Annotated in this window: 17 protein-coding genes; 6 read left to right on the top strand and 11 right to left on the bottom strand. The window is 49.2% G+C overall.

The window, feature by feature from the left end:
* The first annotated feature begins 3 nt into the window (after window positions 1–3).
* The 5 genes from ACWA50_RS03090 (at window position 4) to ACWA50_RS03070 (ending at window position 6415) form a co-directional block, all read left to right on the top strand.
* Window positions 4–993, top strand: a complete 990-nt coding sequence (locus ACWA50_RS03090) for an ABC transporter permease (RefSeq protein ID WP_431053864.1) — start codon at window positions 4–6, stop codon at window positions 991–993.
* A gap of 93 nt (window positions 994–1086) precedes the next feature.
* Window positions 1087–2040 carry an ABC transporter substrate-binding protein gene (locus ACWA50_RS03085; RefSeq protein ID WP_431053863.1) on the top strand — a complete coding sequence of 318 codons (954 nt, stop codon included), beginning with the start codon at window positions 1087–1089 and terminating at the stop codon, window positions 2038–2040.
* 293 nt (window positions 2041–2333) lie between these two features.
* A complete protein-coding gene (gene fucO / locus ACWA50_RS03080) occupies window positions 2334–3485 on the top strand; it encodes a lactaldehyde reductase (protein WP_431053862.1) in 1152 nt (383 codons plus the stop codon).
* Between the two features lie 263 nt (window positions 3486–3748).
* On the top strand, window positions 3749–5083 hold the full coding sequence (locus ACWA50_RS03075; RefSeq protein ID WP_431053861.1) for an alpha-L-fucosidase: 1335 nt from the start codon (window positions 3749–3751) through the stop codon (window positions 5081–5083).
* Between the two features lie 12 nt (window positions 5084–5095).
* Window positions 5096–6415, top strand: a complete 1320-nt coding sequence (locus tag ACWA50_RS03070) for a PTS sugar transporter subunit IIC (protein WP_431053860.1) — start codon at window positions 5096–5098, stop codon at window positions 6413–6415.
* 65 nt (window positions 6416–6480) lie between these two features.
* Here ACWA50_RS03070 and purT read toward each other — a convergent pair whose 3' ends face one another.
* The 11 genes from purT to ACWA50_RS03015 form a co-directional block, all read right to left on the bottom strand.
* Window positions 6481–7662, bottom strand: a complete 1182-nt coding sequence (gene purT, locus ACWA50_RS03065; protein WP_431053859.1) for a formate-dependent phosphoribosylglycinamide formyltransferase — start codon at window positions 7660–7662, stop codon at window positions 6481–6483.
* Window positions 7663–7726: 64 nt separating this feature from the next.
* The gene (gene luxS, locus ACWA50_RS03060) at window positions 7727–8227 is read right to left on the bottom strand and encodes an S-ribosylhomocysteine lyase (RefSeq protein WP_431053858.1); all 501 of its coding nucleotides are present in this window, start codon (window positions 8225–8227) and stop codon (window positions 7727–7729) included.
* 190 nt (window positions 8228–8417) lie between these two features.
* Complete coding sequence (gene gshA / locus ACWA50_RS03055) at window positions 8418–9989, bottom strand: glutamate--cysteine ligase (protein WP_431053857.1); 1572 nt, start codon at window positions 9987–9989, stop codon at window positions 8418–8420.
* Window positions 9990–10001: 12 nt separating this feature from the next.
* The gene (locus ACWA50_RS03050) at window positions 10002–10469 is read right to left on the bottom strand and encodes a YqaA family protein (protein WP_431053856.1); all 468 of its coding nucleotides are present in this window, start codon (window positions 10467–10469) and stop codon (window positions 10002–10004) included.
* 9 nt (window positions 10470–10478) lie between these two features.
* Window positions 10479–11078, bottom strand: coding sequence for a beta-phosphoglucomutase family hydrolase (locus tag ACWA50_RS03045; RefSeq protein ID WP_431054277.1), 600 nt, complete (start codon window positions 11076–11078; stop codon window positions 10479–10481).
* An 8-nt stretch (window positions 11079–11086) separates the two neighbouring features.
* A complete protein-coding gene (locus tag ACWA50_RS03040; protein WP_431053855.1) occupies window positions 11087–12046 on the bottom strand; it encodes an NADP-dependent oxidoreductase in 960 nt (319 codons plus the stop codon).
* Window positions 12047–12219: 173 nt separating this feature from the next.
* Complete coding sequence (locus ACWA50_RS03035; RefSeq protein ID WP_431053854.1) at window positions 12220–12849, bottom strand: response regulator; 630 nt, start codon at window positions 12847–12849, stop codon at window positions 12220–12222.
* A gap of 43 nt (window positions 12850–12892) precedes the next feature.
* On the bottom strand, window positions 12893–15439 hold the full coding sequence (locus ACWA50_RS03030; RefSeq protein ID WP_431053853.1) for a class I adenylate cyclase: 2547 nt from the start codon (window positions 15437–15439) through the stop codon (window positions 12893–12895).
* A 207-nt stretch (window positions 15440–15646) separates the two neighbouring features.
* Window positions 15647–16708 carry an ABC transporter ATP-binding protein gene (locus tag ACWA50_RS03025; protein ID WP_431053852.1) on the bottom strand — a complete coding sequence of 354 codons (1062 nt, stop codon included), beginning with the start codon at window positions 16706–16708 and terminating at the stop codon, window positions 15647–15649.
* Window positions 16708–18390 carry an ABC transporter permease gene (locus ACWA50_RS03020; RefSeq protein WP_431053851.1) on the bottom strand — a complete coding sequence of 561 codons (1683 nt, stop codon included), beginning with the start codon at window positions 18388–18390 and terminating at the stop codon, window positions 16708–16710. The genes ACWA50_RS03025 and ACWA50_RS03020 overlap by 1 nt, the downstream gene beginning before the upstream one ends.
* A 135-nt stretch (window positions 18391–18525) precedes the next feature.
* Window positions 18526–19539, bottom strand: coding sequence for a Fe(3+) ABC transporter substrate-binding protein (locus tag ACWA50_RS03015; protein WP_431053850.1), 1014 nt, complete (start codon window positions 19537–19539; stop codon window positions 18526–18528).
* 243 nt (window positions 19540–19782) lie between these two features.
* Between ACWA50_RS03015 and argF the strand changes: the two genes are divergently transcribed.
* Window positions 19783–20787, top strand: coding sequence for an ornithine carbamoyltransferase (gene argF, locus ACWA50_RS03010; RefSeq protein WP_431053849.1), 1005 nt, complete (start codon window positions 19783–19785; stop codon window positions 20785–20787).
* Window positions 20788–20805 lie beyond the last annotated feature (18 nt).

Raw genomic sequence — 20805 nt, 5'->3', positions numbered from 1 at the left:
GTGATGAACGATAAACAAAAAGATCTATTAAGAAAACTTGCCTCGTTGGCAGGCTTATTACTGCTGGTGCTGGCATTCACTGTCAGCAATGATTACTTCTTTACGCTGAACAATATCATGACCATCGGGCTGCAAACCTCGACCATCGCCTTGATCGGGATTGGCGCGACCTGTGTCATTTTGACCGGCGGGATTGATTTGAGCACCGGCTCGGTGGTGGCGCTTTCCGGCGTGGCGGCGGCAATGTTCGTCAACGGCGGACTGCCGGTGCCGATCGGTATGATCGCCGGGATTTTGGTCGGCGGCGTGTGTGGCTACGCCAACGGCATTATGGTGACCAAAATGAAACTGCCGCCGTTTATCGCCACGTTGGGTATGATGATGGTGGCGCGCGGGGTGGCGCTGTATGTAACCAACGCTGCGCCGGTGTCCGGTATGCCGGAATCGTTCTCTTATCTCGGCAACGGGGCGCTGTTGCGCATGGTGGAAGAAGGGCCTAACGGCTTGCCGCTGGTGACGTTCCCGGGCATTCCGTATCCGGTGATTATCATGATCGTCATTGCGATTATGTTCACCTTCGCGCTCAGTAAATTACGGGTCGGACGCTATATCTACGCCATCGGTTCTAACGAAGAAGCGGCGCGTTTATCGGGGATTAAAACCAATCAGGTGAAAAACTATGCCTATATCGCCAGCGGTTTGTTGTCGGGCTTGGCGGGGGTGATTCTCGCCTCGCGCTTGGTGACGGCACAACCGAACGGCGGCGTGGCGTATGAGCTGGACGCGATCGCCAGTGCGGTGGTCGGCGGTACATCGCTGATGGGCGGGGTCGGCACGATTCCGGGCACGTTAATCGGTTCGTTTATTATCGGGGTGTTGCGTAACGGTTTGAATATGAATGGCGTTTCAGCCTTTATCCAACAAATTATTATCGGTCTGGTGATTATCGTCACGGTGTCGATTGATCAATTAAGACAAAGCAAAAAGAAATAGCGTGGCAGCACATCGCCAGCTTGGATTTACCACAAGCAGTTCCATTTAAACGCCGTCCATAAAACGGTCTATCATTCCAACAAGGAGCACATTATGAAAAAATTCGCAGTCGCAGCATTGGCAACTTTAGTCGGGTTCTCTGCCTTAATCAGCTCTCCGGTGATGGCAAAATCCAGCGAAATCGCGGTTATTGTCAAAACCGCCAACGCCAACTTTTGGCAAAACGTAAACAAAGGCGCACAGGACGCAGGAAAAGATATTGGCGGACAATACAATATTTCGTTCCAAGGTCCGCAAGCGGAAACCGCAATCGACGAACAAGTGAACATGGTGAACAACGCCGTCAACCGCGGTGTGGCAGGGATTGTGCTTGCGGCGTCCGACCCCGACGCGTTAGTGCCGGCGGTGAAAGCGGCTTACGAACGCGGTATTCCGGTGGTGATGATCGACTCCGGTATCAACAGTGACGGCAAATATTATCAATCTTTCCTAGCCACCGATAATCGTGCCGCCGGAAAACTCGCCGCCGAAAAACTGCTGGAGAAAAACGGCACGAAAGGCAAAGTGGCGGTGATGTCGTTCACTCCGGGGGCTGCCAGTGCGATTGAGCGTACCGGCGGTTTCGTCGATGAAATTAAGAAAAATACCGATATCACCATGGTCGGGCCGTTTTATTCCCAATCCGATATGGTGACCGCACTTAACCAAACCATCGACGTATTGACCTCACACCCGGATTTGACCGCGATTTTCGGCGCGAACGAACCGACTGCGGTCGGCATGGCGCGTGCGATTAAAGAGCGTGGTTATGCCGGTAAATTGGTGGCGGTCGGCTTTGACGGCAACCAAGACCTGCAAAACTTCGTGCGTGACGGCACATTGGAAGGCATTGTGGTGCAATCGTCTTACCAAATGGGCTACAAAGGCGTTACCGCGATTAAAGACGTGATCGACGGTAAGAAAATCGAAAAATTCATCGACACCGGTGTGGTTTTCGTGACCAAAGACAATATTGATTCCGACGAAGCGAAAGACGTGCTGTATTAATTTTATTGGGAATAAGGGGCTGGCGAAATCCAGCTTCAGTATGCTTTATGTTATCGAGGAATTTGATTCGGTAATGTAGGGGCGGATGATATATCCGCCCGTTTACGAAGCTCGATATAAGTATTTAATTAGCATTGAAAAATACAAAGTGCGATTCGGGCGGATATATCATCCGCCCCTACTTTTTCGATGAAATATAACGAGAGAGTTCTTATTTTTATTCGATAATTCAATAACATTGATTATTTAAAAATACTATTTGGAATTCATTCACTTACTATGAGGTATCTGTTATGGCAAATCGTATCATCTTGAACGAAACCAGCTATCACGGCAAAGGCGCAATCGAGCATATTGTGCCGGAAGCGCTCAGCCGCGGTTTCACGAAGGCGTTGGTGGTGACCGACCAAGATTTAATCAAATTCGGCGTGGCGCAAAAAGTGACCGCACTTTTGGATCAAGCCGGCTTAAGCTACACCATTTTCGACCGGGTGAAAGCCAATCCGAGTGTGGATATTATCAAACAAGGCGTGGCGGCATTTAAACAAGCAGGGGCGGATTACTTGATCGCTATCGGCGGCGGCTCACCGATTGACACTGCCAAAGCAATCGGGATTATCATTAATAACCCGGAATTTGCCGACGTGGTTTCGCTGGAGGGGGTTGCGCCGACCAATAAAAAATGCGTGCCGATTATCGCCGTGCCGACCACCGCCGGCACAGCCGCAGAGGTCACCATTAACTATGTGATTACCGACGAAGAACACAAACGCAAATTTGTCTGTGTTGATGTGCATGACGTGCCGACTGTCGCCGTGGTCGATCCGGATATGATGGCAAGCATGCCGAAAGGCTTGACCGCCGCCACCGGCATGGACGCGCTCACCCACGCTATCGAGGGCTACACCACCAAAGGCGCATGGGAACTGACCGACGCACTGCACCTGAAAGCAATTGAACTGATCGCCAAATCGTTGCGCGGCGCGGTCAATAACGAAGCCGCCGGCAGAGAGGGCATGGCATTAGGGCAATACGTCGCCGGCATGGGCTTCTCCAATGTCGGTTTGGGCGTGGTGCACGGCATGGCGCACCCGTTGTCCGCCTACTACGACACCCCGCACGGTATTGCCAATGCAGTCTTGTTGCCGTATGTGATGGAATTTAACCAAGCCGACACCGGCGAAAAATACCGTGAAATCGCCCGTGCCATGGGGGTGAAAAACGTGGACGGCATGAGCCAAAGCGAATACCGCCTCGCGGCGATTAATGCGGTCAAACAATTGTCGAAAGAGGTCGGCATTCCGCAAAAACTGTCTGAAATCGGCGTATTGGAAAGCGACCTGACCGCACTTTCCATCGATGCCTTCAATGATGTCTGTACCGGCGGCAACCCGCGCCAATGCACCCCGGAATTGATTTTAGCAGTGTATAAAACCGCGTTTTGAGATTAATGCGGCAACCGCAAAACGGATACTGAAAAGTGTCCGTTTTTTGTTTTAGCGCCCATTTTCCTGCCTGAAATTACCGTATGCGTGCAAATTCGGTCATATTTCGTTTACATAATCATGAAGAAAACAGGCTATTTCAGTGATACCTATCACAGAATGCTTCCTAGCTGTTAATAAAATAATTATTTCACTTGTTTGGTTGGTGAAATGTTGTTTTTATATAAATGCTGTTTTTTATTTAATGATAATAAGGAGGACATATGATAACGCAATGTAATACAACTTATTCAGCAACGTGGGAATCGGTAAAAACACATCCGTTGCCCGATTGGTATGATGATTATAAATTCGGTATTTTTATCCATTGGGGAATTTATTCCGTTCCTGCTTTTGCGCCGCTCACTTGGGAATTAGGTGAAGTGGATATTGATGAACAATGGTTTTGTAATAATCCTTATGCCGAGTGGTATTTCAATTCAATTAATGTTAAGCGTGGCCCGACCTATGAACATCATGTGAAAACCTATGGCGAAGCATTTGCGTATCGTGATTTTTTGCCGCTATGGAAAGCGGAAAAATGGCAACCGACCGCGTGGGCGGAATTATTTAAACAAGCCGGCGCAAAATATGTGGTGCTCACCACTAAACATCATGACGGTTTTTGTTTATTCCCGAGCCGTTATACCGATTACCATTGTCTGAATTACGGGCCGAAACGGGATATTCTCGGCGAACTGAAAAATGCGGTCGAAGATGTCGGCTTAAAAATGGGCGCGTATTATTCCGGTGTGATCGACTGGACTTACTCTTCAGCACCGATTTTTACCGAAAGCCAAAATATGTCGAATGCCAGTCCGACTTACGCTTATGCGGATTATGCGTTTAATCAGGTATTGGAACTGATCGATAATTATCAGCCGTCGGTATTATGGAATGATATCGGCTGGCCGAAACAAGGGGAGCATATGCTGCCGACCCTATTTTCCCATTATTACAATCGTGTGGCCGATGGTGTGGTGGACGACCGTTGGAACGGCTTGTGGTGCGACTTTACCTCGAAAGAATACAAACACGGTGAAGCCTCGCGCCAGCGTAAATGGGAGATGTGCCGCGGCTTGGGCTTATCTTTCGGTTATAATCAAAATGAACATGATGACGATTTAATTTCGGTGAAAAAATTGGTTTCGCTATTAGTGGAAGTGGTGGCGAATAACGGCAATTTATTGCTGAATGTCGGGCCAAAAGCCGACGGCACAATTCCAAGCGGACAAGTCGAACGGCTGCAGGGGTTGGGCGAATGGTTGCAGACCAATGGCGAAGGGATCTACGGCAGCCGCTGTAGTCGGCGCGAATCTTACCCGAAGCATGAATTAACCTTCCATTTCACTCGCAAAAATCAAGATTTATATTGTTTTGTTGACGGTTTGCATGAAGGGGAAAATCAGTTCGGTTTGCCTTGCCAAACGGAAGTGGTCGCGCTGAATCCGGCAGTCGAATTTTCACAATGTGTTGTGCAGGGAGAAGTGAATATTACACTCAAAAATTATCAAGCGGATTGGCATGTGGTCTGTTTTAAAGCCGTTCAGGGCGAATAATCAGGAGGAATCATGACTACATTTAGCCAAAAAATGATCACCTATATGGATCGCTACGTCACGCCGACGGCACAACGTTTGGAAAAACAACCGCATATTTCTGCGATTCGTGACGGTTTCATCGTGGTGCTGCCGTTTTTGATTGTCGGTAGTTTTATTATGATTTTACTGATTCCGCCGTTTGATCAAAACACCACCAACAGTTTTGGTATGGCATGGTGGCGGTTTGCCACTTGGGCGAGCGATTACGGTTGGACGTTTTTCCAAATGTCGTTTAATGCCATTTCGCTGTTCACCTCGGCCAGTATCGCCTACAACCTTGCCAAAGCCTATCGGCGCGAGCCGTTGCCGGCGGCGTTTTTATCGGTGATGACCTTTTTGTTGATTGCGGCACCGGTTAAAGACGGTGCAATGGACATTAAATTTTTCGGCGGTATCGGGCTATTCTCGGCGATTTTTGTCGCCATTTACACCGTAGAAGTGACCCGTTTGCTGGAATATTTAAATATCCGCATTCGCTTGCCGAAAGAAGTGCCAAGTGCGGTTGCCGAATCGCTGAATATTGTGATTCCTATTTTGGCGATGTTGGTTACTATTTTCCCGTTTTCAATTTATATCGAACACGCGATGGGCGTCACCATTCCGCAGTTAATCATGGATTATATGGCGCCGTTGATTAAAGTGAGTGATTCCCTTGGGGCGATTATACTGTTCGTATTTGCGACTCACTTGCTTTGGTTTTTGGGGATTAACGGTTCACTCGTGTTAATGCAATTGTGGACACCGTTTCTACTGCAAAATATGGCGGCAAATTTAGCCGCATTGCAGGCAGGCGAGCCGCTACCGTTTATCGTGACCAATTCGTTTTGGGATTTTTATATTGTACACGGCGCGTCCGGCGGGGTGATAGCGCTTGCCTTTTTATTGGTTCGCAGCCGTTCTGCCCATTTGCGTTCGATCGGCAAAATCGGCTTAGTCCCGTCCTTTTTCTCTATTGGCGAGCCGATTGTCTATGGCGTACCGATGGTGGTCAATCCGCTGTTCTTTATTCCGCTGATTTTTGCGCCGATGGCAAATGCGGTGATCGCCTATTTGATTTTGGATTTTGACTTGATTCATCGGGTCTATCTGATGGCACCGTGGACAACCCCTGCCCCGATCGGCGCTTATTTAGTCTCCGGCGGTGATGTTTGGGCACCGGTTTTAAGTATCGGATTAATTATTCTGGATATTTTCATCTATTATCCGTTCTTTAAAGCTTATGAGCGAGAGTGTGTGAAGCGAGAGCAAGAGAAGGATCGAGAATTGGCTCAGCAGCAACAGCCCGTTTAATTATCTTTTTCCATTTAATACAAAGCCACCGCAACGGTGGCTTTGTCAGTGATAAATTATCCGTTTTATAATTCAATGTTGAGTTGCCGATAAGCCCGTCTGGCTTTTTCCAGCGCGGTTTCCACGCTTTCGTCTCGCGCTAAAACAACCCCTAAACGGCGGTGGCCGTTCACTTCGCCTTTGCCGAACAGGCGTAGGTTGGTGTTGGCTTCGGCTAGGACTTGCTCTAAATTGCCGAACCGCACTTGGCTTGATTTGCCTTCGACCACAATCGCTTTGGAGGCGGACGGGCTGAACAACTCAATATTCGGAATCGGTAAGCCGAGAATCGCGCGCGCATGCAGGGCAAATTCGGACAGTTCCTGTGAAATCAGGGTGACCATGCCGGTGTCGTGCGGGCGGGGGGAAACTTCGTTGAAAATCACCTCGTCGCCGCAAACAAACATTTCCACCCCGAAAATACCGCGTCCGCCTAAACCGGCGGTGATTTTGCCGGCAATCGCTTCCGCTTTGGCAAGTGCGGTCGGCGACATCGCTTGCGGCTGCCACGATTCGCGGTAGTCGCCGTCGATTTGGGTGTGTCCGATTGGCGGTAAGAAAGTGGTGCCGTGGATGTGGCGCACGGTCAGCAAGGTGATTTCATAATCGAATTTAACGAAGCCCTCGACAATCACCCGTCCGCCGCCGGCGCGCCCGCCCTGTTGCGCATAATCCCATGCCGTTTGTAATTGTTCCGTTGATTTAATCACGCTTTGCCCATGGCCGGAGGAACTCATAATCGGTTTTACCACGCACGGCACGCCAATTTCCGCTACCGCACTTGCAAAATCGGCATAGTTATCGACAAAACGGTAGTTTGAGGTCGGCAAGCCCAGTTCTTCGGCGGCAAGGCGGCGGATTCCCTCGCGGTTCATGGTTAAGCTCGTCGCTTTGGCAGTCGGGATCACGTTAAAGCCCTGTTGCTCCAATTCCAGCAACGTCGCGGTGGCAATCGCCTCCACTTCCGGCACGATATAATCCGGTTGCTCTTTTTCCACCAAGGCTTTCAGCGCGTCGCCGTCCAACATCGAAATAGTGTAGGCGCGGTGCGCCACTTGTTGCGCCGGGGCGTTTGCGTAGCGATCCACCGCAATCACTTCCACGCCCAAGCGTTGCAGTTCAATCACCACTTCTTTGCCGAGTTCGCCGGCGCCTAACATCATCACTTTGGTGGCGGAAGGGGTTAATGGGGTTCCGATAGTGGTCATGGCACTTCCTTTTTCATTTCGCAAATAAACAAAAACCGAGCGCAACGGCTCGGTCTTGATCAAATTAAATCAGGTTTAAATCCAGGGTTAAATCGTCATTTTTATTAATGCCTATTTTGCGCGCTAAAATATGACGGGCAATATCCTGTGCTTCTTGCAGCGAATGGTCGGTGTAAGTGCCGCATTGGTATTTGTTCAATTCGGGAATATCATTTTGGCTTTGTACCTTCAGTACATCTTCCATCGAGGCAAGCCATGCGTCGGCGACTTGCTTTTCCGTCGGGGTGCCGATCAGGCTCATATAAAAACCGGTGCGGCAGCCCATCGGCGAGATGTCGATGATTTCCACTTGATCGCCGTTGAGGTGATCGCGCATAAAACCGGCAAACAGATGTTCCAAGGTGTGCACGCCTTTCATCGGCATAATTTCCAGATTCGGGCGGCAGAACCGCAGGTCAAACACGGTGATGTCATCGCCTTTCGGGGTGCGCATACTCTTTGCCACGCGCACTGCCGGGGCGTTCATTTTAGTATGGTCAACGGTAAAACTGTCCAGTAACGGCATATTTTTTCCTTTTTCGTTTTAATTTAAAAAATTTTCTGATTACGGTGAACTTTCCGTTCGTTGCTCGGTCTTATTATACAAGCAACCTGCAGTTGTTTTCTAATAATTAAGTTGGTTCCTTAGGTTATTTACGCTCTCATTCGAGAGCGTTTTTTTTTGCCCGCGCTTATGCCGGCTTCGTTATGCAGGCTTAGCCGCTGTTTTGCTGTGCCAGATAGCAATCAAAATCGAGCGTGTCCGCCTGTTCGATGGCGTGCTGCCGTGCCAGTGAATCTTGCGCGATTTGTACCAATTGTTGTTGATTTAAAGTGCGGTAAGGCTGCGATAAAAGCTGTTGTTTAAACTTTTCCGCCTGCTGATCGGCAAAGTGCCCGATACCTTGGCGTAGGCAATCCGTTAAGACTTGTGCCGATAAGGTGAATTCCGGATCGGCAAAAGCACGGCGCAGATCTTGGCAAATCTGCACATACCCCTGTTCTTGCCCGACGCAATCCACGACTTCCGCCAGTTGCAGCAAATCATCGACTATCCGTTCGCCCATGGCTTGCAACGAATATTGGCTACTGTCGCAGCCGACGCCGATGGTTTGCCCCGGCTGCCGTCCTGCCAGAATCACTTTATTCCAGTTTTTACGGCAACACAGCTGTTCCGAATCACCCAACGGTTCGGCTTCCGCCAATTCGCACCATAACATAAACAGATCGAGGAAATAAATTTGCCGTTCGCTGATCCCGATCGCCGCATACGGATTGACGTCGAGGGAACGCACTTCCACATATTGAATCCCGGCACGTTCCAAAGCGGCGACTGCTCTTTCACCGGCTTGTGTCACCCGCTTCGGACGGATTTGCGCATAGAATTCGGCTTCGATTTGCAGCACATTGGCGTTGAGTTGGTGATATTTTTTACCGTCCGTCCATTGCCGTTGTTCGATGTGTGCAAAGTGCGGTTCCGGGCGACGGGTGGCGGCGCGCAATGCGCGGGTGTATTGGTTTAATTCATTGTAATTAATGCCTAAATTGGCTTGGGTGTTGGTGGTGTAGCCTAAATCGCTTAAACGCAGCGAGGTGGCATACGGCAGGTATAAAAAGCCGTGCGGCGAACGTTCAAACTCGATATCGGTTTTTCGCCCTTGTAAAAAACAGCTGCAAATTGCCGGCGAAGCGCCGAACAGATAGGGGATTATCCAGCCGTAGCGCAGGTAGTTACGAATGATATTCAGATAGCGCGCCGATAACCGCACTTGCTGTTCGTGCTCACTTAATTCGCCGAAACGTGCCTGCCAATAATTTTGATCAAAGGAAAAATTATAGTGGATGCCGGCGATAGTTTGCATTAATGCGCCGTAACGGTTCTTCAAGCCTTCGCGATACAGGGTTTTGAATTGCCCGAGATTCGAGCTGCCGTATTGCGCCAAGATAATATCGCTTTCATCATTGATAAAACAGGGCATACTCATCGGCCAAAACCGCTCTTGCCCCATTTTTTCCAAGGCGAAGCGGTGCAAGTCGTGCAAAAAATCGGTTAACTCACCGGCTTTTTCCCGCACCGGGGTGACGAACTCCAACAGGCTTTCGGCAAAATCGGTGGTGATCCACGGATGGCATAATGCCGAGCCCAAGTGGGCGGGGTGCGGGGTGAGTGCCAGATGGTTGTCCGGCAGGAAACGCAAGGTTTCCCGTTCCAAACCCCGTTTGAAATGTTGTACTGCCTGCGGATGTTGCTTCAACCAGGCAAGTGCGGTATCCAGTTTTGGTAACACAATAACATCCTCTTAAAAGGCACTCAGACCGATCAATAGCAAATAGCGTAAGCCTTTGCCCAAGGTAATCAGTAGTAATGCCGTGATCCAATGTAACCGTAGCCAACCTGCGGCTATGCAGAGCAGGTCGCCGATGAACGGCAACCAACTGAAGAGCAAGCTGAGGCTGCCGTAACGCGCGAACAGACGCAGTCCTTGCCGTTGGCGGCGGTTGAGCTGTTGCCATTCCGGCACGGCAACCATGCGTCCGATGGCATAACTGGTCATGCCGCCGAGTGCGTTGCCTAGGGTTGCCGCCAACCAGAGCCAAAAAATCTCGCTCGGCTGGCTAAAACTCTGCAGCAGTAACAAGCCGCTAAACACCACTTCCGAGTTGCCGGGCAATAGCGTGGCGCTCAAAAAAGCGCTGGCGAACATCAGTAACCACTGGTTTTGTAACGCCCAATCGGGCAAAACCGTCAACAACCAATCGGCGAGCATATGCGGTGATTATGCCTTTAACAGCCGGTTATCACGCACGTCAAACACATCCATTCCGGCGGCGTGCGCCGCTTCGATTCCAAAATCCCCGTCTTCGAACACCAAATTTTGCGTCGCTTCGACCCCGATTAATTCGGCACAACGTAAAAAGGTATCCGGCGCCGGCTTGTGTGCGGCGACATCGTCGGAGGTGACGGCAATGGCAAAATAGCGGCGTAATTCAAATTTTTCCATTAACAGATCGGTCATCAGCCGATGGGCGCCGGTGCCGAGTGCCATTGGAACTTTACCATGGAAAGCCTGCACAATCGCGAAAGATGGCAGCAAAGTAGCTCGTTCTAACACCAGTTTCATTCCTAATTCGCGTTTTTTCAAGGTGACTTCTTCCAACATACTCATCGGCATGCCGCCCTCACGCATAATCGCTTCGGCAATGGTGTAAGTAGGGGCGCCGCTCAGTTGGTACATCAGTTTGCCGTTTAAGGCGTAGCCGAAATAGTCGCCGGTTTGGCGCCACGCTTCTTCATGGGCCGGCATGGTGTCGATCAGCGTGCCGTCCATATCGAAAATTAAGCCTTGATAACCTCGGATAATTGCCGGGTCGAGAATCAACTTGCTCATAATGCCACGCCCAAATCCAAAATGATTTTGCCGAGGGTGCGCCCTTGTTCCAGTTGTCGGTGCGCTTGTCGAATCTCGGCGAGCGGATAGGTGGCGGCGATTTCAATATTAAGCGCTCCCTGCGCTAATTTCGCCAGCAATTCCGTCAGGGCGGCGGCATTCGGTTGCGCCATGATTTTTTCCACCTGTAGGTGGCGGCTTTCCCCCGCTTGCTGCAATAACGGCACATGAATGGTCGGCACGCAGATCACCCGTCCGCCTTGTTTGACCGCACTTAGCGCTTTGATACCGGCTTCGCCGCCGACCAGATCCAAGAAAATATCGGCATTGACTTCGGGATAGACTTCAAGTGCGGTGTAATCTAAGCAGCGGGTCACGCCCAGCTTCTCGACATAAGCCTGTTTCGCCGCCGAACAAATTGCCACGATGTCAACCGGCAGTTGCTTTAACAACTGCAGCACTAAATGCCCGACGCCGCCGGCAGGCGCGGAAATCAGCACTGTTTGTCCGGCTTGCAAATTCGCCTGTTTTACTAATTGAAGTGCGGTCACGCCTGCGGTCGGCAAGGCGGCGGCTTGTTGCAACGCAACGCCGTCCGGCACGCGCGCGACTAAATCAGCATTGACCGCAAAATAACGGCTGTAAGCGCCGCCGTCGAAAGTCAGCACCGCCACGCGTTCGCCCACTTGGAAGCCGCTGTTCGCCCCCGCTTTGGCGACGATACCCGCGGCGTCAAACCCCAATATTGCCGGAAATTGGCTTTTAAATTTTTCCGCCCCCCAACCTAAGCCCATTCGGGTTTTATAATCCACCGGGTTGATCGCGGCAAAATGGGTTTCAAACAGGATTTGCTCATCGGCAATCTCCGGCAACGGCAAGTGCGGTTGCAGAGTCAAAACATCGGCTGTACCGAATGCGGAAATGGTTGCGCCGTAGTTGGTTAAGGTCGTTGGCATGGTTGGTTTCTCCTTTTAGACGTTCGGCAGTTTGCTACGGTAAAGACTAAGAATACCATTTTCGCCGGCAGGAATAAGGATTTTTTTGTTATATCAAAGATAAAAAGGGGGTAAAACAGCCGCTGTTTCCCGTATTGAACCGAAGCGGCTGCCAGTCTGTCGGGCTGTCGGGGCTAAACCCCTTTATATTGCAGGTATAACACCGTTGCCGCGACCCGCGAGTTGACGTTGAGTTTGCGCAGCATATTGCGGATATGCACTTTCACCGTTTCTTCGGAAATAAACAGGGTTTCGGCGATCTGTTTGTTTGACATACCTTTGGCGACCAGTTCTAAAACCGCACTTTCACGTTCGGTTAAGGATAACAGCGGTTCCGGCGACACTTGGCGTTGTTGCAGTTGATATTGTACTTCCGGGCTATACACTACTTCGCCGCGGGCAAGTTGCTGTAACTGTTTTAATAGCAGATCCGGTTCGCTGTCTTTTAACAAATAGCCGTCGGCCCCGGCATCGACCAAGGCGAAAATGTCGGCTTTGGCGTCGGAGACGGTCAACACCGCAATGCGTGCCGTCACGCCGTATTGTCTGAGCTGTTGCAGGGTTTCCAGCCCGCTTAATCCTTTCATGTTCAGATCAAGAATAATCAGATCCGGTTCGGTTTGCCGCGCCAAGCGGATTCCCTCCATGCCATTGCTGGCTTCGCTAATCGAGCCGAATTCCGGTTCCAATTCGAGCAATTGGCGAATGCCACGGCGCATTAACGGGTGATCGTCAATGATTAGGATACGATAGGATTGCGACATAATTTCCCCACATTTACGTAGATAATACCAATCAAGGTTTTTATTATACCGCTTTTTTCACCGCATTAACTTTACCTTGATCATAATATTGCAAATGTTGTTGGCTGTGAAACGGCACAACTTTGTCTTCGCCCTGATGGCGGATCACTTGGTAGAATTGCGGGTAATTGAAGCTATAGCCCTCGTAGCGGTTTTCGCTATCGAAACGGCTCATGGTATAAATTTTATTAATCTCTTTAATTTTATTGAATTTTTCGTCTTTGCAGCGATAGTAAACCTCCGGATTATTGTCCTCATCCAAAATATACACGTTGAAGCTGTTGTCTTCGTTGTCTTCAAAGAAAAATTGCAAAAAACCTTCGCTGGCAAATTCGCCGATAGCGGCGGGGAAGTGATATTTAGGGTGTTTGGTTGCGCCATTGTCGTATTGATCGCTTTTCGGCGGCGCTGTCGTTTGCTTCAGCTGAGTATTGGCGGTACAGCGGATAATTCCGCCTTCTTCAATTTTCAGCCCGCGGCTTTCATAGGAAAAATTCCAAATTCTGCCGGCAACTTGTAAGCGGTTGATCGAACGTTTATTTAAAATCGCACTGACTTGGGTATTGATACATTTTTTGATTAATTTTTCAGTCACCGCCAGCATTTCACTGCGATAGCGCTTGCTGTAACAATAAACTTGCACTGATTCCAGCGGGTGTGCGCCACGATGGATTTTATGTGCCAATACTTTTAAACAATTTAAAATGGCGTGTTCGCCTGCAAAGTGCAACGTACGGATTTCGTTCCAGCGGTTGCGGTAGATCAGATCAATGCTGCCGACCAGACTTTGTTGTTTGGGTCCGAAATTGAACAGGTCATTCGACAGTACTTCACGCCGTTGATTGCCGCGAATGGTTTCGGTCGGATCATGACTGAGGTTGACGGCGACGAACAGATTGCGCAGTTCGCACGGATGGCTGAGATCGTCGTTACTCGCCGGCGCGACTTGTTGTGGAAACGACAAACGCAAATCGGTGGCAAACTGCTGGATTTTACTCAATTCGATGGTTTGGCTGCGCACCGCCAGCCGGGTTTTGGCGCCCAACAAACCGTTAAAATATGCCCAAGCGACTAATTTGCCGATGTTCGGGGCATACTCGACATAGCGATCCGTCGAGCTGGAAATCTGTTGCAAATTGCAATTGATCAAATGCCAGCCGTCTTTGACCGCACTTGAGTTGCGCACTTCAACCAACATCAATTCGCTTTCGGTGATGTTATCCACAATTTCACGGTTAAACAGCGTGACTTTTTCCGGCAGCACTTCAAACGCGGTATATAATTTGCGAGTTAAAATACTGATGTCTTCCGGCATTAAATCGGCGGATATTTTCTGTTTGCGGGCAAAGGTGATCAGGTTGCGATAACCTTGCATTAGCAGCTCGACCAGATTGGAATAGAAGCTTTTGACTTGCTTGATTTTCCAATCGGCATGGTTGTTTAAATGAGCGATCGATTGTGCCGACCAGTTCCAATCGGCGATTAAGCGTTGCAATTGTTGCCGGCGCGGCGCAAATTGAGGCTGATTGCTCTGATCGCGGTTGGCTTTGATATAAAAGCAGCGGCGCACCAGATCCAAACGGCGGAAATCGTTAATTTTCAGCAAATGTTCGGTTACTTGCTGCAACATTGCCAAATACGGATCGAAATCGTGATCCACTTGACTGCCGGCGAGCAATTGCTGTTTAAATTGTTTGGAAATCAGATTGCTGTGCGGATAGTCCGCCATTAAGGTTTCTAAAAACAGCACCTTTATCACCGATTTATACGGCGAATCAATCGCTTTAAACAGGTGCCACAAGGTTGCGCCGAAATATTCATTGGCGGTTAGCGCCCCCAAACTGCCGAAGTCGACCCATTCGTCACGTCGGATTTTGCCTTCTTCGACCCATTTATTCACCACGGTGTCGTAATGCTCCTCATTATTGATCGGCAAATGCAACCATAACAACGGTTTGCCCGCCAAGCGGATCGCGGAACGGTAGAATTCATCCAACAACAGCATATATTGGCTGCTGCCGCAATGATCGGTGGTGAGGGCTTCGGAATAGGTGATGTTGCGGAAATGGTTTTCATCCAACAGATAGAAATTGGCTTCGACATTCAATCCTTGGATCCATTTTTGGATCTGCAGGGTTTTTTGTAATAATTTATTCCGTTGGCCGGCGCTTAAATCGGTTTGGTGGCAAATCCAAATATCGAGATCCGATAGGCTGTTTTGGGTAATCGAGCCGGTGCTGCCCATGGCATACACGCCGAGCAATGCCGCCTCAGGGTTGCACTGTTGCTGTTGTTGCAGGGCGGTATATTGCGTTTCCGGCAGAACCTGTTGCAGATACCGTCGTTGGTAAGGGCTGATTTGAAAATCAGCAATGCCCGCCGGAGAATCGCTGACGAAACCCGGGAGCAGAGGATCATTGACATTTAATAGCAAGGGCAATAATTGAAAGACGTGGCGAAATTCATCGGATGTGCCGGTCAGAGCCCTTTGATAGCGGGTTTCATCTAGCGCCGCTACTAACTGTTTAGCAGATTTAAGATAACTACTCAAAAAAACAATCTCACAACAATCAATTAGTAATTTGTGACTGAGGTCACATTTATAAAATAATGTGCCAAGCCTAACACTTAACATCTATAAGGTAAAGATCGGCTAAATTTTTTTAGTAAACTAATTAATTGTCAGGGATATTATACGAATAGCGATATTGTTCCTTATGTCTGGGTAATACGTAAAGCCACCTGTTATGCTTTGATTTTATTGAAGATAATATAAATTCATCCGGTTGAGCCGCAGCTGTAAGGTGACTTTGTCACCGACGGCAAAATGCCGGGTTGAATAGGCGGATAACCGCTGGTTTTCCAGTTGCAGTTGATATTCGAAAGTATGCCCGAGAAAATGGCTGGCAACAATGCTTGCAGGCACGCCCTCACCGTCGGTAATAGGGTTCAGGCGTAATTCCTGTGGGCGCACCAGACAACAGAGCGGTCGGTTCGGATCAATCGCCGTGCCGTTTGCCAGGGTCAGCGGCTGTTCGCCATGCAACTCACCCAATACCGAAAGTGCGGTATGCGAGTTAAGCAAATCGCAGGCAAGGTAATTACTGTGTCCCAAAAAATCGGCGACAAAACGACTGCACGGTTGCTGATAAAGTTGTGCCGGCTCACCGAACTGCACGATTTTGCCCTGTTCCATTAAGGCAAGTTTATCGGCAAACACGAACGCCTCTTCTTTGCTGTGGGTAACAAAAATCGCCGGCACTTTTTGGCTTTTCAAAATACTTTTGATTTCGTCAATCAGTTGATAGCGCACTTGGCTGTCGATATTGGAAAACGGTTCATCCAACAACAATAAATCCGGTTTACACGCCAACGAACGCGCAATCGCCACCCGCTGCTGTTGTCCGCCGGATAGTTCGTGCGGATAACGTTTTAAGAACGGCGACAATTTCACCAACTCTGCCATTTCTGCCACAATCGCTTGTTGTTCGCCACGCTTAAGTTTGCCGAGCCCGAAAGCAATATTTTCCGCCACCGTCAGATGCGGAAACAGTGCATAATCCTGAAAAATCATGCCGATATTGCGCTGTTCCACCGGAATCTTCGCCAAATCGCGTTGATTGAGTTCAATTTTGCCTTGCGCCAGCGGCACTAATCCGGCAATCGCTTTCAATAGCGTGGTTTTGCCGCAACCGCTGGCGCCGAGCAGGCAGAGAATATCATCATCGTGCAAATCTAATGCCAGCTTGTGCAGCACCGCTTGTTCATGGTTGTGCGCATCGTACTGTACGCTTAACTCGGTAATTTTTAATGCTTTCATCAGGATTTCTCAGCTAAAGTGGAGGAGGCTTTTTGCGTGGAGGACAACAGCGAGCGGGTGAGGAAAATCACCGGCAGCAAACCGACCAACACTAAAAACACCGCCGACAGTGAAGCTTGTTCCAATTGTTCGTCGGATGTCAGGGTGAAAACGTGGGTTGCTAGTGTATCAAAATTAAACGGGCGTAACAGCAACGAAGCGTTCAATTCTTTCATGCTTTCCAAAAACACCAGTAAAAGTGCGGTCAGCATACCTTTGCCCAATAACGGAAAATGCACCCGACATAACATTTTCTGACTGTTGTAACCCAACGTACGCGCCGCCATATCCAGCGACGGCGCAATTTTATCCAGCGATGTGCCGATACTGCCGATACTCATCGCCGAAAAGCGGATAATATAGGCAATAACCAATGCGAACATCGAGCCGCTGAAAAACAGCCCGATCAACGGCAATTCTAAGCTTTTCAATAAGTTATTTAACAGATGATCCGCCCCGATTAACGGAATCATTAAACCGATTGCCAACACAGTGCCCGGCACGGCATAACCGAGCGAGGAAAACGGCAAACCGTAACGAGCCAAATAGTATCCCGCCCCTTTTGGCTGTTGTTGCAAGCGACGGAAAAATAACAAGATCAATGCCAACAACACGCTGATCAAGGCGGCAATCACCGAGACACGCAAACTGTTGTAGGCATACAGCCAAAACTTATCGTTCCACGACTGTTCAAAATAGTGATACGACCAATAGAGCAGTTTGGCAAGCGGAATAAAAAAGGCGAAAGTGACCAAACCCCAACAATAACTCTGCGCCAGCCACAGCCGCCAACCGCACAGCCGACGCATTGGCTGTTGCCGTTCATAGCCGCGTTGATAGAGTTTCTGCTTACGCCGCCCGTGCCGTTCAACGCTTAATAATAAGAAAATCAACAACAGCATTAACAGCGAAATTCGTGCTGCCGTGCCCAGATCATTCAACCCGAGCCAAGTATCGTATACGGCGGTGGTCAGGGTCGGCACGGCAAAATAGGAAACCGTACCGAAATCACCTAGCGTTTCCATTGCCACCAACGCCGTACCGGTGGCAATCGCCGGACGTGCCAGTGGAAAAGTCACTTTTTTGATTAACTGCCAGCCGTTAATGCCTAAAATCTTCGCACCATGATTGAGATTTTCCGATTGCTCCATTAACGCAATCCGGGTCATCAGAAAAATATACGGATACAGCACCAACGCCAACACTACGCACGCACCGCCCAAAGTGCGGATCGACGGAAACCAGTAATCCAACGCATTTTCCCAACCGAACAGATGGCGCAAAAAGCCCTGTACCGGTCCGGCGTAATCAAGCAAATCGGTATACAGATAGCCGACCAAATACGGCGGCATGGCAAGCGGCAAGCACAGCACCCATTGCAAGGTGGCTTGACCGCGAAAACGAAAGGTGGAGACAACCCAACTGCACGGCAGGGCAAACAACAGACTGCACAGCACAGTGCCGACAATCAATAAAATCGAGTTTTTCAGATAATCAAACAGCACCGTGTTCCACAAATGCGACACGCTGTCGCTGTCATTGGCAGCAACCGCCTGATAGAAAATCGCCGCAATCGGCAACAGAAAAAAGGCGATCAATAAAACCGCACTTAAAAACCAACAAACACGCCAAATATTTTTCATTTTTATTTCATAAAACAGCAGGGCTTAAAAAACAGCAAAGAGCGGTAAAACCGCTCAAAGAATAAAATGGAATTTCAGCCCCGGCGGGGCTGATTTATCCTTAACCCTGCAGGCTTGTGTACAGGGAGTAACATATTACAAATCAAACTTCACTTCATCTACTAATTTTAACGCTTTGTCATAGTTGTCCGCGATGGTTTCCAGCGCGATGGTGTCTGCTTTAAACTTGCCCCAAGATTGGACTTGCGCAGAATACGGCACGCCCGGTTTTACCGGATATTCGTGGTTCAGTTCGGCATAAGTTTTTTGCGCGCTGTTGCCGCTCAGGTATTCCACCAATTTAATGGCATTGGCTTTGTTCGGTGAATATTTTGCCACTACCACGCCGCTGATATTCACATGTGTGCCGTAGCTGTCTTGGTTAGGGAAATTCAAATAGGCCGATTCCGCCCAGCTGCGTTGTTTTTCATCGTCTAACATTTTACCGTAGTAGTAGCTGTTGCCGATAGCATAATCACACACGCCTTCTTTGATCGCTTTCACTTGATCGCGGTCGCCGCCTTGCGGTTTTTGCGCCAAGTTGGCTTTCAAGCCCTCTAACCATTGTTTCGCTTTGGCTTCGCCGTCGTGGGCAATCATCGAAGCGACAAGCGAGACATTATACGAGTTTTTGCCCGAACGCACACACACTTTGCCTTTGTATTCCGGCTTGGCAAGATCGTAATAAGTGAAACTCGGCGGCAGTTTGCCGACGCGATCTTTCGAGCTATAGATCACGCGTGCGCGGGTGGTCAGTGCGAACCACTGGTCTTTAGAGTCACGATATTGTGCCGGGATATTTTCTTCCAATACATGGCTGTGAACCGGCTGTGCCAAACCGGCATTCACCACGTCCATCACCCGTTTAATATCCACCGTCAGCACCACATCCGCCGGGCTGAGTTCGCCTTCGCGTTTCAGACGCTCAACCAAACCTTTGTTATCAAAAATCAGATTGACTTTAATACCGGTATCTTTTTCAAAATTTTGTAAAATCGGCTCGATTAAGTACGGTTGGCGATAAGAATAGACATTCACCTCGGACGCGATTGCCGAAGTTGCCATCACCGCAGAAAATCCCAACGCAATCGCTACATGACTTTTTTTCATTATTACTACTCCATTGCTGTTATCAGATCTAAATTCGGTGTCAGTATAGGGGAAATCGAATCCTAATTCAAAAGAGAATTATTATCATTGAATCAAAAATTTGATCTGGATCACATTTTATGGCTAATCTTGTCAAAACTGAGCGGGCTTTACTTTTTTCTCCGCGCAGGACTGCACTTTCGCGTTAATTAAGGTAGAATCAAAAAATCCACTTCTTTATAGCGACAATATCAGAGGTCAACTATGCCGTTTAATTTACGTAACCGTCATTTTCTCCGCTTAATGGATTTCACCCCGCGCGAAATTCAATTTCTACTGGATTTATCTGCCGATTTGAAAAAAGCCAAATACAGCGGCACGGAGCAACCTCGGCTAAAAGGTAAAAATATTGCGCTGATTTTTGAGAAAACCTCAACCCGCACCCGCTGCGCATTTGAGGTGGCGGCGTTCGATCAGGGGGCAAACGTCTCCTATATTGGTCCGAGCGGTTCGCAAATCGGGCATAAAGAGTCGATGAAAGATACCGCACGCGTGTTGGGCAGAATGTATGACGGCATTCAGTATCGCGGTTACGGACAAGAATTGGTCGAAACCCTCGCTGATTATTCCGGCGTGCCGGTGTGGAACGGGTTGACCGATGAATTTCACCCGACCCAAATCCTTGCCGATTTCCTCACTATGCTGGAACACGGCAACGGCAAACGCTTAAACCAGATGAAACTGGCGTATTTGGGCGACGCACGTAACAATATGGGCAACTCCTTTGTTGAGGGCGCGGCATTAATGGGCTTGGATCTGCGTTTGGTGGCGCCAAAGCAGTTTTGGCCTGAACAAGGGTTGTTAGATGAAGTGGCGGAGATCGCCGCTGAAACCGGTGCGAAAATCACCTGCACCGAACACGTCGGCGACGGCGTAAAAGCGGTGGATTTCCTTTATACCGATGTCTGGGTGTCAATGGGCGAACCGGCGGAAGCATGGCAACGGCGGCTTGAACTGATGAAACCGTATCAGGTTAATCGTCGGTTATTGGCGCTGACCGGCAATCCGCAGGTGAAATTCATGCATTGTTTACCGGCATTCCACGACGATCAAACCACGGTCGGCAAAGAGATGTTGGCAAAATATGGTATGAACGGGTTGGAAGTCACTGACGAGGTGTTTGAATCCGACGCTTCAATCGTATTTGACGAAGCGGAAAACCGAATGCATACGATTAAAGCGGTGATGGTTGCCACCTTAGGCAATTAAAATTAGCCGATTACTATT

The organism is Testudinibacter sp. P17/SS/0325, assembly GCF_053570765.1.
The sequence above is the reverse complement of the archived record's forward strand: the minus strand, read 5'-3'. Positions and strand labels throughout refer to the sequence as shown.